We start from the raw sequence: 16159 nt of genomic DNA, 5'->3' as shown, positions 1-16159 counted from the left end.
GTCCCGAAGCTTTTCCGCGCCGCATCGGGACCGCACTCTAGCGCCATCACCAGGCATCGCATGAACGAACCTCTCGATCCGACGAATTCGAACGCCTATGACTCCGGCAGCATCAAGGTCCTGAAGGGCCTGGACGCCGTCCGCAAGCGTCCAGGCATGTACATCGGCGACACCGACGACGGTACGGGTCTGCACCACATGGTGTTCGAAGTCGTCGATAACGCCATCGACGAAGCCCTTGCCGGCTACTGCGACTACGTCACCGTCACCATCCACCAGGATGGCTCCGTCAGCGTGGCGGATAACGGCCGCGGCATTCCGGTCGATACCCATCCGGAAGAGGGCAGGTCCACGGCCGAAGTGGTCATGACCGTGCTCCATGCGGGTGGTAAGTTCGACGCGAACTCGTACAAGGTTTCCGGTGGTCTCCACGGCGTCGGCGTCTCGGTGGTCAATGCGCTCAGTTCCAGGCTCTGGCTGACCATCTGGCGCGAGGGCAAGGAACATCGCCAGGAGTACGCCCACGGTGAACCGGTCGCCCCGATCGCCGTGTTCGGCGACACGAGCCGTCGCGGCACCATGGTGCGCTTCTTGCCGAGCCCGGCCACGTTCACCAACAACATCGAATTCCATTACGACATCCTGGCGAAGCGCCTGCGTGAGTTGGCCTTCCTCAACTCGGGCGTCACGATTGAGCTGGTCGACGAGCGCAACGAACGAAAGGACATCTTCGCGTACGAAGGCGGCATCAAGTCCTTCGTGCAGCACCTGGCGCAGCTGAAGACCGCGCTGCACCCGACCGTCATCAGCTTCAGCTCGCAGATCGACGGCATCACCGTCGAGCTGGCGATGCAGTGGACGGACGCGTACCAGGAAACGATGTTCTGCTTCACCAACAACATTCCGCAGCGAGACGGTGGCACCCACCTCACGGGTTTCCGCGCCGCATTGACGCGTACCCTGCAGAACTACATCGAGAAGGAAGGCCTGGCGAAGAACGCCAAGGTCGGCCTGTCTGGCGACGACATGCGCGAAGGCATGATCGCCGTCCTTTCGGTGAAGGTGCCGGACCCGAAGTTCTCGTCGCAAACCAAGGACAAGCTGGTTTCCAGCGAGGTGAAGACGGCGGTAGAGCAGGTCATCAACGAGAAACTCGCCGAGTTCCTGCTCGAGCACCCGGCCGAGAGCCGCAACATCGCTTCCAAGGCAGTGGACGCCGCGCGTGCGCGTGAAGCGGCTCGCAAGGCCCGCGAGATGACCCGTCGCAAGGGTGCGCTCGACATCGCGGGCCTGCCGGGCAAGCTCGCCGATTGCCAGGAGAAGGACCCGGCATTGTCCGAACTGTTCCTGGTCGAGGGTGACTCCGCCGGCGGCTCGGCCAAGCAAGGCCGCAATCGTCGTACGCAGGCCGTGCTGCCGTTGAAGGGCAAGATCCTCAACGTGGAAAAGGCCCGATTCGACAAGATGATCTCGTCCGCCGAAGTCGGCACCCTGATCACCGCGCTGGGCACGGGCATCGGCAAGGACGAATACAACCCGGACAAGCTGCGCTACCACCGCATCATCATCATGACCGACGCGGACGTGGACGGCTCGCACATCCGCACGCTGCTGCTCACCTTCTTCTACCGCCAGATGCCCGAGTTGATCGAGCGTGGGCACGTCTACATCGGCCTGCCGCCGCTGTACAAGGTGAAGCAGGGCAAGCAGGAGATGTACATCAAGGACGACACCGTCCTCAACGAGTACCTGATCGCCAGCGCCGTGGACAACGCCTCGCTGACGCCGGAAGAAGGCGCTCCCGGCATCGATGGCGTGACCCTCGAAAAGCTGTTGCGCGACTACCAGGCTTCGCTAGACCAGATCGCGCGCCTCAGCCACCGCTTCGACACCGTGACCCTCACGGCGATGATCGAGCACGTGCCCATGAACGAGGCGCTATGGTCCGATCCGGCACGCATGCAGGCATGGCTCGACGGCATCGCCCAGCGACTCAGTGCCAGCGGCCTGGGCAAGCCCACCTATGCCTTGCGTTTCCGTCCGGCCCTGAACGAGCAGCAGGGCGCGGCCATCGAGGTCGAGCGCATGCAGCATGGCCTCAGCCATACGTGGATCATGCCGCAGAGCTTCTTCGGCGGTACCGAGTTCCGCGCGATCCAGTCCATCTCGCAGCAGCTGGCCGAACTGGGCCTGCAGCCCGGCGCGGTGGTGCGTCGTGGCAATGCCTCGCGTGGCGTGCTCAGCTTCGCCGAGGTGCGCAACTGGCTGCTCGATGAAGCCAAGAAGGGCCGCACGATCCAGCGCTTCAAGGGCCTGGGTGAAATGAATCCGGAGCAGCTCTGGGAAACCACGGTGAATCCGGAGACGCGCCGCATGCTCCAGGTGGGCATCGAAGACGCCGTCGCGGCGGACCAGATGTTCTCGATGCTGATGGGCGAGGCGGTGGAACCCCGCCGTGATTTCATCGAGGCAAACGCGCTCAAGGTCGCCAACCTCGACATCTGAGGACGCTCTACCACGCCAGTGGAAGGGACAGGAACGCCCGGTCGGCAGCGACCGGGCGTTTTTTTGTGCTCCGTCACATTTCCGCGTAACGGGGACGAAAATGCCGTTTTCAAGGCAGCCTTTTGGCCATAAATCGGTAAGTCCCAACATTCTTATAACAAGTGATTGTTTTATTTGGAATTTTTTCTTGCACTGCGACTTGTTCTTAGGAATCGAATCGGGTTAACCTCTGTAGTCCCCCGGAGCACGTCACTGTGCGACGACTCCTTCAACAGAGGTCAGTCAATGAAACAGGGTTCCTTCATCAAGATGGCGCTCGCTACCGCGATCGCACTTTCCCTTGTCAGTGGCGCCGCGGTTGCTCGCGATACCGCTCCCAAGGAAAAGAAAGAAGCGCTGTATCCGAATGCCACCCGCACGGAGCCCAAGCTCGACCTCAAGAGCGAGAAAGACCAGAAGGCCATCAACGAAGGCCTGGATGCCGCCAACAATGGCGAGAAGGACAAGGCGCTTCAGATCCTGCAGCCGCTCGCCGATGGTTCGGGCACGAGCAGCAAATACGCACAGGCGCTCGCGCTGCAGGGCATCGCCAACCTCAAGTACAACGATGGTGACGTGAAGGGTGCGATCACCACGCTGAAGCAGGCGCTCGATATCGGCGTCATGCCGAACGACACCTACTTCCAGCTGAAGTACATGTACGTGCAGTTCCTCGTCGCCGACGAGCAGTACGCTCCCGCGCTTCAGGCACTGCAGGAATGGCGCACCGAAGGCAAGAAGGAAACCGCCGACTCGTACGGCCTCGAGGGCAACATCGATTACCGCCTCGAGAAGTACCCGGAAGCCATCGCCGCGATCACCAAGGCCAAGTCCATGCCGGACGCGAAGCCGCAGGGTTCGTGGGACCAGATCCTCGCCGCCAGCTATGCCGAGACCGGCCAGGGTGACAAGGCCGCCGATCTCGCCGCCGCCGAACTGGCGAAGAACCCGAACGACCCCACCGCGCTGAACAACGCCGCCTCGGCCTTGATCCAGGCGCAGAAGTATCCGGAAGCGATCTCGCTGATGGAGAAGGGTCGTGCCGCGGGTGCCTTCAAGGACGAGAAGCAGTACGTGAACCTCGCCAAGGTCTACCTGATCGACGGCCAGGACCACACCGACCGCCAGGAAGCCAATGCCGCCAAGGCAGGCTCGGTGCTCGAGGACGGTCTTGCCAAGGGCGTCGTCAAGCCCAGCGCCGAGGTCTACAAGCTCCAGGGCGATGCAGCGATCACTGGCGGCAACATGAAGGCCGCGCTGGCCGCTTACCAGAAGGCCGCGCCGCTCGCGAAGGATGGCGAGGTGACGCTCAGCGTCGCGCGCCTCCAGCTACAGGAAAACAAGTACGGCGAGGCCAAGAAGGCCGCGACGGACGCCATCAGCAAGGGTGTGCAACATAAGGGTCAAGCCTACATGGTGCTCGCGGAAGCCGAGCGTGGTCTGAAGAACAAGCCGGGTGCCATCGCCGCCATGAAACAGGCAGCGCAGGACCCGGAAACGTCTGCCAAGGCCAACGCCTGGTTGAAAACCGCAGGTACCGGCAAGTAAGTGCTTGTAAAGTCCCAGAAGGGGGGCTTGTGAATAGCCGTAAATCCTCCCTTCAGGTGTCTATACAAACACCATATGCTGGTGTAACTTGCATATCTTTCCGCTTGCAGAAACCTGCGTTTTCGGCAATGTCAACACGCCGAGCGCCGGAAGAGCAGTGCGGGCTCACTTCCGCTTGATTAGCTCTTGATAGTGACTGATGGCCTCAAGTAACGAATCAACCGGCCAAGCGCCGTTCAGTTGGGGGCGCACAAGTGCGTTGGCAGTAGCCATTGCACTGCACTCGTTTGCCTTCCTGCTGCTGGTCGCGCCGATGGCGCCGCCGAAGTCGCAGGAAAAGCAGAAAGAGAAGGTGGTACAGGTCGATTTCATCGAACCGCCGCCGCCGCCCCCGCCTCCTCCGCCGCCGCCGCCGGAACCCCCTAAGCAGCCGCCCCCGAAAATCATCCAGCAGGTGAAGCCGCCGCCGACACCTCCGCCGCCGGCCCCACCGCCGCCGGCTGTCGAAGAGGCGAGCACGAATGCTGTTCCGGCACCGCCGCCGGCGCCTCCCGCGCCGCCAGCACCGCCGGCCGACATCGCACCTAGCGAGAATCTGTCGTACCGTCAGCGTAATCCGCCAAAGTATCCGCCGCAGGCGGTTCGTCAGCGGCATGAAGGTACGGTGGTACTACTGGTCCTCGTGGGTGTCGACGGTGCACCGAAAGACATCCAGATCGATCAGTCCAGCGGTTTCCGCGAACTGGACAAGGCAGCGCAGGATGCGGCAAGGAACTGGCGATTCAACCCGGGCAAGCGAGGCGGTCAGGCCGTCGAAGGCTATGCACGTGTCCCCGTTACGTTCAACCTAAACCAGCTGTAAGTTTTCCTCGACTTACTGCTCCGTTAATGTTTGATTTCCCCAAGGGTAGCGTTATGTTGCAAGACACCTCCGCTCAGCCTGCTAATCCAGGTCAAAACTCCAACGCCGACGCCCTCAAGCAGATGGGCTTCGACCACCTGATCCACAACTTCGATCCCCTCGGTTGGATCGTGTTCGTGGTGCTGGTCGTGATGTCCGTACTCTCGTGGTACTTCATCGTCGCCAACTTCATCCGTAACAGCATGGTGCGTGCGCGCGCCGACAAGGTCATCCAGGGTTTCTGGAACACCTCGTCGACGCAGGAAGCCATCCGCATGCTCGAAGAGCAGCCGAAGGGCGAACCGTTCTCGAAGATCGCTCTCGACGCCGCTTCGGCCGTCGCTCACCACCAGGCTGCCGCCGGTGGTCGCCTCGCCGAGACGCTGTCGCGTTCGGAATTCATCGACCGCGCCCTGCGCCAGGCCGTGGCTCGCGAGAGCCTGCGTCTGGAAGGCGGCCTGACCCTGCTCGCCACGGTCGGTTCGTCGGCTCCGTTCATCGGTCTTCTCGGTACGGTGTGGGGTATCTACCACGCACTGATCGGTATCGCCGCTTCGGGCTCCGCTTCGATGGACAAGGTCGCCGGCCCCGTCGGTGAGGCGCTGATCATGACCGCGTTCGGTCTGTTCACCGCTATCCCGGCCGTGCTCGCGTACAACTTCTTCATGCGCTCGAACCGCCTGACGTACGCCCAGTTCGACGAATTCGCGCATGACCTGCACGACTTCTTCGCCACCGGCGCCCGCGTCGAAGGCAATGCGCCGGTCGCACCTGCCAAGAAGTGAGGAACTGACCCATGGCTATGAGCAGCGGGGGCAACAGTGGCGGTCCGATGTCGGAAATCAACGTCACGCCGCTCGTCGACGTGATGCTGGTTCTGCTGATCATCTTCATGATCACGGCACCTCTGATGTCCCATAAGGTCCAGATCGATCTGCCGAAGGCTAATCCGAACGTTAAGGATGACACCCCGGTCGAACCGATGGATCTCGCGGTCAAGCCGGACGGTACGTACTTCCTCAATGACGGTGAAGTCAGCGAGGCTGAACTGAAGGCCCAGTTCGCGGTTGCGGCGGCGAAGTCGCCGCAGCCGGAACTCCAGATCCGTGCGGACCGCACCACCGAATACAAGGTGGTAAAGAAGATCCTTGGCGACGCCAAGGATGCCGGCATGGTCCACGTCGGCTTCATGTCGACTGGCAAGGAGTAACGAACCATGGCATTCAGCTCAGGCAACTCCGGTGGCCCGATGTCGGACATCAACGTCACGCCGCTCGTCGACGTGATGCTGGTGCTCCTGATCATCTTCATGATCACGGCTCCGATGCTGTCGCATAAGATCAAGATCGATCTGCCGCAGCCGAACCCGAACATCGTCAACCCAGAGAATCCGCCGGATCCCGTCCGGCTGCAGATTCGCCAGGATGGCTCGCTGTACTGGAACGACACACCGGTCGACGAACTGGGCCTCAAGGCTCAGATCGCGGTGATCGCCCAGCAGTCGAACCAGCCGGAACTGCAGATCGACGCGGATGACGCGGTCCAGTACGAGGTCGTGGCACGCGTGCTCTCCGACGCGAAGGGCCAGGGCCTGACCAAGATCGGTTTCGTCAACAACTGATCGCAACGGTCGTCCGGTAACACCGAAAACCCCGCCTTCCGGCGGGGTTTTTTTTTGGTTCTTCGCGCATTTCCGGGTTCGCATGCGCACATGCCACTGCCGGAACCGGGTGGGAGGCTGACACGTAACGGCTCTGCCCACCGGGGCTTGCCGGTTCATCGCTCCCGTGTCGGGTTTGCTTTCGGCTTCCGCCGTTGCGCTCAGGAAAGAATGTCGAGGTACGCGCGTACGGTGTTGGCCAAGCCCTGGTACAACGCTTCGCCGATCAACGCATGGCCGATCGATACCTCGGCGAGGCCAGGAATGGCGGACTTGAACGTACCTAGGTTCGCCTGGCTGAGATCGTGCCCCGCGTTTACCGCGAGCCCCGCCTGTTGCGCACGCGTCGCGGTATCCACGAACGATGCGAGCTCTGCCCGTGCATCGCCTTTCCCGAAAGCGGCTGCATAAGGACCGGTATAGAGCTCGATGCGCTGGATGCCGATGGCCTTCGCCTGAGCGAAGCCCTCGCCGCCCGCGTCGACGAACACGCTGACCCGGCAACCGAGCTCGCGGAACGCGGCGACCACCGGCTTGAGCAGCTCGATGTCCTGGGTGAGATCGAAACCATGGTCGGAGGTGATCTGGCCGTCACTGTCGGGTACCAGGGTGACCTGGGTGGGCCTCACTTCGCGGGCGAGTTCGATCAGGCCGGGATATGCGCCACGCGGCCCGGCGAAGGGATTGCCTTCGATGTTGTACTCGACGCGGCCGCGGAGCAATCCGGCCAAGGTGCGTACATCGTCGGGCGTGACGTGGCGCATGTCGGGGCGCGGATGCACGGTGAGACCGCCGCAGCCCGCATCGATGCAGGTATTCGCGGCGGTGGCGATATCCGGTTCATCGCCGCCGCGCGAGTTGCGCAACACGGCGATCTTGTTGAGGTTGACGCTGAGTAGGGTCATCGACGGTCCATAAAAAAACGCACGCCGCCATTGCAACGTGCGTAATGACTGTCATCCCAGCATAACTCGCCACGTCCCTGTGGCGCACTCCACGGTCACACACACGTTGAATCAGACACGGCCCGCGGGGAAAAGGTTCAAAGCGGAAATGTGAAGACGCGGACGCGCCGTTCATGACCGCGCCAGGCAACGGCGGACACCAGGCCTTCGCCCAAGGTGAGTGGCTGAATGCGCCATCCTGATGCCGGTCCCACGTCGCCATCGAAGTGGGCTGGCGTGGCGACGCCGGCCGAAAAACTGAACGACACGCGATGCAGACCATAGGAAAGCCCGCCGCCGTGTGCTTTCAACACGGCTTCCTTGGCTGTCCACAGGGAGAGGAAGCCAGCCAGGCGGTCCACGTCGGGTAACGCTTCGAGCACGGCCGTCTCATCCGGTGCAAAGAATCGCTTCGAAAGCTCGAGGGCGCGCGCCCGTGGACGGATGGTTTCGACGTCGACACCCACCTCGAAGCCCGCCGGTCCCCGTCCTACTGCCAGCACGGCGACATCGCCACTGTGCGACCAGTTGAAACCCAGGGTGTCGAACGGCGGCGGGAACCGGGGTTTTCCGTGTTCGCCGCGTTCGATGGGCGGCGAACCGGCGCCCGCATAGGTGGCGAGCAGGCTGGCGAACGCCACTTCGCCGGCGCCGCCGGACCAGCGGGTGGGCCAGATGTGGATTTCATCGTGACCCAGGACCGGGACGGGAGGCGGGGCATCGCTCATTCGGTTGATCGTGCTTTGAATGGAACGGATCTGCAACACGCAGCCATCAGGCCCTAGAATGAGCCCGTGCCATACGGGGAGCGCCATTCGTGATCGCAGGCTGGCTTTTGCTGCTGGTGTCGCTGCTCTATGTGGGGCTTCTCTTCGCGATCGCCTATGTGGGAGATCGACGCCCGCTGTATCCACGACAGCCGAAGCTGCGTCCCGTCGTCTACAGCCTGGCGTTGGCGGTGTACTGTTCGTCGTGGACGTTCTATGGCGCGGTCGGTACCGCCGCCCGTTCGGGCTTGTCCTACCTGCCGATCTACCTCGGGCCCCTGCTTCTCTTCGTCCTCGGTTTCGGCCTGCTCGAACGGCTGGTGCTCGTGGCTCGCGAGCGCAACATCACCTCGATCGCCGACTTCATCGCCGCACGTTTCGGTAAGTCGCACGGTCTCGCCGCGCTCGTCGCCATCATCGCCGTGGTCGCGATCATTCCGTACATCGCGCTGCAGTTCAAAGCCGTGGCGATGTCGTTCTCCGTGCTGGGTTCGGGCAGTACCGCATGGTGGTTCGGGGATACCGCGCTGTGGTGCGCCGCCCTTCTCGCCGTCTTCGCCATCCTGTTCGGTACCCGCAACATCGATGCCACGGAACATCACCACGGCATGATGCTGGCGGTGGCGGTGGAATCACTGGTGAAGCTGCTGGCCTTCGTCGCCATCGGCATCTACGCCTACCTGCATGGACCGGGCATCGTCGAAACCATGCGCGCGCCGATGCTCCAGGTGGAGAAAGGCAGCATGCCACCGGGCTTCGTCGCACAGACCCTGCTCGCCTTCTGCGCCATGTTCTGCCTGCCCCGGCAGTTCCAGATCGGTGTCGTCGAGTGTGAAGACCCGCGCGATCTGCGCCGTGCGCGCTGGTTCTTTCCGATCTACATGATCCTGATCTCGGTGGCCGTGCTGCCTATCGTCAGCGCCGGCCTCCACCTGCCGCAGGTGACACAGGGCCACGTGGACGCCTGGGTATTGAACCTGCCGATCGCACTCGGCGACAACGGCATGGCCCTGCTCGCGTTCGTCGGAGGATTCTCCGCCGCCACCGGCATGGTGATCGTCGCCGCGGTCGCGCTGGCGACCATGATCAGCAACGACCTGGTGATGCCGGCCTTGCTGCGCGTGAAACGCCTCGACCTCGAGCGGCGCGGCGATCTGTCGAACATCGTGTTGCTCGTTCGTCGTATCGCCATCGTGGCGCTCGCGGGCCTCGCATACATGTACTACCGCGTGATTGCGGATGCCGAGAATCTTGCCGCGACGGGCCTGCTGTCGTTCGCCGCCGTTGCACAGTTCGCACCCGCCATCGTGTCCGCGCTGTACTGGCGTGGCGCGAGCCGAGTAGGCGTATATGTCGGCTTGTTGGCGGGTTTCATCGTCTGGGCATACACCTTGCTGCTTCCCGCGATGACGCGTGCGGGATGGTTGCATCCTGCATGGATGGACGACGGTCCCTTCGGTATCGGCTGGCTGAAACCGACCGAGCTGTTCCACCTGTCAGGATGGGAGTCCGTCACGCACGGAACATTCTGGTCGCTGCTGTTCAACGTGGGCTGTCTCATCTTCATCTCGTTGCGCTTCCGCCCGAGCGTGGCCGAACGCTTGCATGCGGCACTCTTCGTCGATCCCTTCGTGCGCAGCGCCACCGGCGCGGGCGACTGGCGTGGCCGCGTGACCGTGCGTGACCTCGGCACGATCGCCGGCCGGATCGTCGGCGACCGCGTGACGGTGCGCGCATTCAACGAGTACGGCCAACGTCATGGCGTGACGCTCTCCCCCACCGACTCCGCCGACCGCCCGCTCATCCAGTTCACCGAACGCCTCCTCGCCAGTGCCGTGGGCGCGGCCAGTGCGCGACGCATCCTCATGGGCGCGTTGTCCGGCACAGGCCTGGATATCGCCGAGGCCATGGCACTCATGGACGAGGCGTCGCAGGAACTACGCTTCAACCGCGAGCTGTTGTCGACGACGTTGGAGAACGTCTCGCAAGGCATCAGCGTGGTCGACGGCGAGATGCGATTGGTTGCGTGGAACCGCCGTTACCTGGAACTGTTCGATTACCCGGAAGGCATGGTGTACGTCGGCCTGCCCGTCGCCGACCTGATCCGCTGGAATGCCGAACATGGCGAGTGCGGTCCCGGTGAGGTAGACGAGCACGTGGCCAAGCGTATCCGCTACATGCGCGCCGGCTCGCCACACGTGTTCCAGCGCGTGCGGCCGGACGGTACCGTGATCGAAATGCGCGGACGCGCCTTGCCTGGCGGCGGCTTCGTGACGACTTTCACCGATGTCACGGCATACAAGTCGGTCGAGCAGGCGCTTATCGACGCGAACGAAACGTTGGAGCAACGCGTGGACGTGCGCACGGCGGAACTGTCCGAAGCCTTGACCGCGACGGCGATTGCACGCCGCGAGGCGGAAGCGGCCAACGCGTCGAAAACACGCTTCCTCGCCGCGGCCAGCCACGATCTTCTCCAGCCCCTGAATGCCGCGCGCCTCTTCACGTCGGCACTTCGACAACACCCGGGACTCGACAGCGAAGCGGCCCAACTCGCGGAGCGTATCGATGCCTCGTTCCGCGCCGCGGAAGACCTGCTCGATGCCTTGCTCGACGTCTCGCGACTCGATGCCGGCAGCTACCGCCCCGAAATCGCTCCCTTCGCGCTGGCCGATCTGTTCGACTCGTTGCGACAACAGTTCGCCGTGGTCGCCGAGCAGCGCGGATTGACCTTGCACGTCGTGCCGACTTCGCTATCCGTACGTACCGATGCACAGCTGCTGCGCCGTATCGTCGCGAACTTCCTTTCCAACGCGTTGCGATACACGCGCGCCGGTGGTGTCGTGTTGGGCGTTCGTCGCAACGGCGAGCAGGCACGCATCGAAGTCTGGGACAGCGGCCCGGGTATCGCACACGAACAGCAAGCGCGGATCTTCGGTGAGTTCCAGCGACTGGAACGGCCCTCGCCCTGGGGCGAAAAAGGCCTCGGTCTGGGGCTATCGATCTGCGACCGCCTCGCTGGGATTCTCGGCCACCCGCTAGGCCTGCGTTCGCGCGTGGGACACGGCAGCTGCTTCAGCATCTCCGTGCCGCGTACCGAAGCCGTGTCGCGCAAGCGTGCCCCCGCCGTCGTTCGCCCAGGTGGTGGCGAGCAGTTGCCGCTCACCGTGCTCTGCCTGGACAACGACGAAACCATCCTGGAGGGCATGCGCGCGCTGCTCGGCCGTTGGGGTGTCGATTGTCGTCTCGCCGTCGATGTCGATACAGCGATGGACATTCTTTCCACGACACACGTCGACCTGATCCTCGCCGACTATCATCTCGGCGACGAGATGGATGGGCTGGAGGCACTGCATCTTCTCGGCACGAAGATCGCGCCGATGCCACCGGCGGCGATGGTCACGGCGGATGGCAGCACGGAACTGAAGCAACGCGCACGCACGCTGGGTTATCCCCTGCTGCACAAGCCGGTGCGTCCCGCCGCGCTTCGTGCCTTGCTGGTCGCGCTGGCAAAGCGAACCGGCACGCACGCCGCCTGAATCAACCTTCCTGGGAAACGCCCGGGAAGGTTTCCTTCTCCACGTCGAGGTGGCTTGCCGCCAGCGCCACCTGCGTGCGATTCGAGACGCCCAGCTTGCGCATGATCGCTGTCATGTGCGCCTTCACCGTCGCCTCGGACACACCCAGGTCATAGGCGATCTGCTTGTTGAGCAAACCTTCCGCGATCATCGTGAGCACACGGAACTGCTGTGGCGTGAGTGACGCCACGCGGGCGGCCACGTCGGCCTCGTCCGCTTTCAGTTCCACGCTGCCGCCGACCAGCTGATGCGGCAGCCATACGTCGCCATCGAGCACGGTGCGCACCGCCTCGACGATCTGTTCCACCGCCGCCGACTTCGGGATGTACGCGGATGCGCCGTGTGCAAGCGCCCGCCGGGCGATCTGCCCTTCCTCGTGGCCGGATACCACGATCGTCGGCAATCCCGGGTACTGCCCGCGAATATGCGCGAGTGCCGAGTAACCCCGGGCGCCCGGCATGTGCAGGTCCATCAACAGCAGGTCCGCGTCGGGCAGGGATTCGATCAGGGCGAACAGCGCGGGCACGCTGTCGGCGGTATGCACGGTGGCGTCCGGCAGCGCCGCCAGCACCGCACGCTGCAATGCGTCGCGAAACAGCGGATGGTCGTCTGCGATCAGGACATCGGACATGGGCTACTTGATCAACCGTTCTTCCACGAGGTTCTTTACCACGCCGGGGTCCGCCAGCGTGGACACATCGCCCAGTTGATCGGGCTGGTTCTCCGCGATCTTGCGCAAGATGCGGCGCATGATCTTGCCCGATCGTGTCTTCGGCAGGCCCGGTGCCCATTGCAGGTGATCGGGCGCGGCGATGGGGCCGATCTCCTTGCGCACGCCGGCGATCAGCTCCTTGATCAGCTCGTCGCTGCCCGTTTCCCCTGCATTGAGGGTGACGAAGGCATAGATGCCCTGGCCCTTGATGTCGTGCGGGCAACCGACCACGGCGGCCTCGGCCACTTTCGGATGCGCCACGAGCGCGCTTTCCACCTCGGCGGTACCGATGCGGTGGCCGGACACGTTGATCACGTCGTCCACGCGGCCGGTGATCCAGTAGTAGCCATCCTCGTCGCGGCGCGCGCCGTCGCCGGTGAAGTAATTGCCCGGATAGGTCTTGAAATACGTGTCGATGAAGCGCTGGTGATCGCCATACACGGTGCGCATCTGCCCCGGCCACGAATCCGTGATCACGAGGTTGCCGCTGCATGCGCCTTCCTGCTGACGGCCTTCGGCATCGACGATGGCCGGCACGATGCCGAAGAACGGCAGCGTCGCCGAACCCGGCTTCAGGTCGGTCGCGCCGGGGAACGGCGTGATGAGGAAGCCGCCGGTTTCCGTCTGCCACCACGTGTCCACGATCGGGCAGCGCTCGTCGCCCACCACGCGGTAGTACCAGTTCCATGCCTCGGGATTGATCGGCTCGCCCACCGTACCGAGCAGGCGCAGGCTCTTGCGCGAGGTCTTTTTCACCGGGCCTTCGCCCTCGCGCATCAGCGCACGGATGGCCGTCGGTGCCGTGTAGAACAGGGTGACCTTGTGTTTGTCGACCACTTGCCAGAAGCGGCTGAAGTCCGGGTAGTTCGGCACGCCGTCGAACATCACCACGGTGGCACCATTGGCCAGCGGGCCGTAGACGACGTAGCTATGACCGGTGATCCAGCCCACGTCGGCCGTGCACCAGTAGATGTCGTCCTCGCGCAGGTCGAAGGTCAGCTCATGCGTCAGGCTGGTATAGACGAGGTAGCCGCCGCTGGTGTGCAACACCCCCTTGGGCTGGCCGGTGGAGCCGGAGGTATAAAGGGTGAACAGCGGATCTTCCGCGTTCATCGGCTCGTAGGCGCAGTCGGTGGACTGCCCTTCCATCAGCGTGTGGTACCAGCGGTCGCGCGGCGACTGCAGGTTGATGGCACCGCCGGTGCGGCGCACCACGATCACGGTTTCCACGCTGTTGGTGCGCGGCCGGGTCAGCGACTCGTCGACGTTGGCCTTGAGCGGGATCTTCTTGCCGCCGCGGCAACCCTCGTCGGCGGTGACGATCAGCTTGGCGCCGGAATCGGCGATGCGGCTGGCCAGGGAATCGGGCGAGAAGCCGCCGAACACCACGGAATGCACCGCGCCGATACGCGCGCACGCGAGCATCGCCACGGCCGCCTCGGGGATCATCGGCAGATAGATCACCACGCGATCGCCCTTGGCCACGCCCAGGTTCTTCAGCGTGTTGGCGAACTTGCATACCTCGGCGTGCAACTCCCGGTAGGTGATGCTGCGCGACTCGCCCGGATCGTCGCCTTCGAAAATGATGGCCGTCTTGTCGCCGCGCTGGTCCAGATGCCGGTCGAGGCAGTTGGCCGAGACGTTGAGCTGGCCGTCCTCATACCAGCGGATATGCAGGTCGGCCGGGTCGAAGGACACGTCCTTGATCTTCGTCGGCGGCACGATCCAGTCCAGCCGTTCGCTCATTTCCTTCCAGAAGCCCTCGGGGTCCTGGATGGAACGGGCGTACATGCGCTCATAGTCGCCCTTGCGGACGCGCGCCTGGGCGGCGAAGGCGGGATCGACCGGATGGATATCGGACATGCTTGCTCCTGGAGACGAGGGTGCGTGGGGCTATGCCCGAAGTTTAGCCTCGCGGCGCAACATAAAGCTGCGACTCCGCTACGACTTTGGTCGAGGTTCGACCTTTGGCGAATGGCACCCCACCCGGGTGTGTCACATGCTCGGCTCGCCAATGGTTGGGGAGACCATGATGAAGACGATCCGTTCCGGTGGCCGCAAGGCCATCGCCCTGAGTGTGGCCTGTGCCCTGATGCTGCCCATGGCGGCGGTGCCGGACACGGCCCACGCCCAGTCCAAGTCGAAGAAGGCCTCCAGCCGCGAAGCGGAACTCGAGTCCAGGGTGAACCAGCTCGAGCAGCAGCTCGCCGAGCTGAAAGCCATGATCCAGGAACAGAAGGCGGCCACCACGCAGGCCACGGCCACGGCGCAAGCCGCGCAGACCCAGGCGCAGCAGACCGATGACAAGGTCGCCAAGGTCGAGAAGACCGTCGCCGCCGTACCGGCCAAGCCCACGTTCACCTCGGCGCCCGGCGTATCCGTGGCGCTGCACGGTTTCATCAACGCCAACGCCTTCACCCAGAGCAAGGGATACACCTTCGGTAACGGTGCCAACGCCGAATATCCGATTCCCGGCCAGGGCGGCCGCGTGAACGATTCGCTCAGCGGCGTGGACGTGCGCAACACGCGCTTCTGGCTCGACTTCACCGGCGCCAAGTTCACCGAGAACTGGGGTGGCGGTGGCCGCATCGAGATGGACTTCTTCGGCGGCTTCAACGGTACCGGTCCCTACAGCCAGCAGCAGCCGACACCGCGCCTGCGCCAGGCGTACATGGACATCACCAACGCGAATACGGGCACCACCTTCCGCGTGGGCCAGATGTGGGACCTCATGTTCCCGCTCGACTACGTGCCGCAGTCGCTCTCGCATATCGCCTTCCCGCTGGGCTATGGCACCGGCGTCATCGGTTGGCGCTATCCGGGCGTGATCTGGATGCAGGACCTCAACCACGGCTCGACGGGCACCAAGTGGCGCTTCGACCTCGCCGTGCTCGAAGGCAGCTGGAACGGCCCCGGCCTGACCACGAACTACCTCACGGCGGGCAATGCGGGCTTCAAGCCGCAGGTCGAAGCGAGGATCACGGCGAAGGGCAGCAACTGGCAGGCCTTCGCCGCCGGCCACTACAGCAAGATGGACCTGCATGGCGTGGACGGCACGGTGATCACGCCGATCAAGAGCAACATCAAGAGCACGGCGTTCGAAGTGGGCGGCATGTGGATGCCGGGCAACTTCATCGTGAAGAGCGCTCTCTATACGGGTAATGCCATCGGCCAGATCTTCGGCGACCTCTCGCAGTTCGGCGACATCAAGGACAAGGGCGGTTACCTCCAGGTCGGCTACAAGTTCACCCCGAACTGGAGCGTCTACGGCTTCGCCTCGGCCAGCAAGCCCGACGAGGGCGACGTGCTGCGCTGGCGTGCGCCGAACACGGCCGGTTTGCTGAAGAATCGCCAGCAGGCGCTCAGCCTGCAATACACCGCCGGTTCGTACGACCTCAGCGTGGAATGGATCCATTCCAATCTCGATTCGACCACGACCAACGGCCTCGGCCGGCAAAAGACGTCGGCGAACGAGTTCACCCTCAACGGCAACTACCGGTTCTGATTG

12 protein-coding genes are annotated in these 16159 nt (G+C 63.6%); 8 read left to right on the top strand and 4 right to left on the bottom strand.

The window, feature by feature from the left end; translation table 11 throughout:
- Window positions 1-60: 60 nt before the first annotated feature.
- From gyrB to AB6730_RS14750, 6 genes are all read left to right on the top strand, one after another.
- A complete protein-coding gene (gene gyrB / locus AB6730_RS14775; RefSeq protein WP_371024369.1) occupies window positions 61-2505 on the top strand; it encodes a DNA topoisomerase (ATP-hydrolyzing) subunit B in 2445 nt (814 codons plus the stop codon).
- Window positions 2506-2790: 285 nt separating this feature from the next.
- Window positions 2791-4092, top strand: coding sequence for a tetratricopeptide repeat protein (locus AB6730_RS14770; RefSeq protein WP_371024368.1), 1302 nt, complete (start codon window positions 2791-2793; stop codon window positions 4090-4092).
- 199 nt (window positions 4093-4291) lie between these two features.
- Window positions 4292-4954, top strand: a complete 663-nt coding sequence (locus AB6730_RS14765) for an energy transducer TonB (protein WP_306848556.1) — start codon at window positions 4292-4294, stop codon at window positions 4952-4954.
- A gap of 53 nt (window positions 4955-5007) precedes the next feature.
- Entirely contained in the window at window positions 5008-5778 is a 771-nt protein-coding gene (locus AB6730_RS14760; RefSeq protein ID WP_371024367.1) for a MotA/TolQ/ExbB proton channel family protein, read from the top strand.
- Window positions 5779-5789: 11 nt separating this feature from the next.
- Window positions 5790-6203, top strand: a complete 414-nt coding sequence (locus tag AB6730_RS14755) for a biopolymer transporter ExbD (RefSeq protein WP_072323402.1) — start codon at window positions 5790-5792, stop codon at window positions 6201-6203.
- A 6-nt stretch (window positions 6204-6209) separates the two neighbouring features.
- Window positions 6210-6614: a biopolymer transporter ExbD gene (locus tag AB6730_RS14750; protein WP_306848550.1), complete on the top strand. Its 405-nt coding sequence runs from the start codon at window positions 6210-6212 to the stop codon at window positions 6612-6614.
- 200 nt (window positions 6615-6814) lie between these two features.
- On the opposite strand, the gene AB6730_RS14745 is transcribed toward AB6730_RS14750, so the two are convergent.
- The gene (locus AB6730_RS14745; protein WP_371024366.1) at window positions 6815-7558 is read right to left on the bottom strand and encodes a pyridoxine 5'-phosphate synthase; all 744 of its coding nucleotides are present in this window, start codon (window positions 7556-7558) and stop codon (window positions 6815-6817) included.
- A gap of 137 nt (window positions 7559-7695) precedes the next feature.
- Window positions 7696-8325 (bottom strand): 4'-phosphopantetheinyl transferase superfamily protein, encoded by a 630-nt coding sequence (locus AB6730_RS14740; protein ID WP_371024365.1) that lies wholly within the window; start codon window positions 8323-8325, stop codon window positions 7696-7698.
- 89 nt (window positions 8326-8414) lie between these two features.
- On the opposite strand from AB6730_RS14740, the gene AB6730_RS14735 reads away from it, so the two are divergent.
- Complete coding sequence (locus AB6730_RS14735; RefSeq protein ID WP_371024364.1) at window positions 8415-11900, top strand: NahK/ErcS family hybrid sensor histidine kinase/response regulator; 3486 nt, start codon at window positions 8415-8417, stop codon at window positions 11898-11900.
- 1 nt (window position 11901) lies between these two features.
- On the opposite strand, the gene AB6730_RS14730 is transcribed toward AB6730_RS14735, so the two are convergent.
- Both AB6730_RS14730 and acs read right to left on the bottom strand, forming a co-directional pair.
- Window positions 11902-12570: a response regulator transcription factor gene (locus tag AB6730_RS14730; protein ID WP_371024363.1), complete on the bottom strand. Its 669-nt coding sequence runs from the start codon at window positions 12568-12570 to the stop codon at window positions 11902-11904.
- A 3-nt stretch (window positions 12571-12573) separates the two neighbouring features.
- Window positions 12574-14514, bottom strand: a complete 1941-nt coding sequence (acs, locus tag AB6730_RS14725; protein WP_371024362.1) for an acetate--CoA ligase — start codon at window positions 14512-14514, stop codon at window positions 12574-12576.
- Window positions 14515-14680: 166 nt separating this feature from the next.
- Between acs and AB6730_RS14720 the strand changes: the two genes are divergently transcribed.
- Entirely contained in the window at window positions 14681-16156 is a 1476-nt protein-coding gene (locus AB6730_RS14720) for a hypothetical protein (protein WP_371024361.1), read from the top strand.
- Window positions 16157-16159: the final 3 nt, after the last annotated feature.

The organism is Luteibacter sp. RCC_6_2, assembly GCF_041360655.1.
GTDB lineage: Bacteria > Pseudomonadota > Gammaproteobacteria > Xanthomonadales > Rhodanobacteraceae > Luteibacter.
This window is presented reverse-complemented; position numbering and strand designations above follow the sequence as displayed.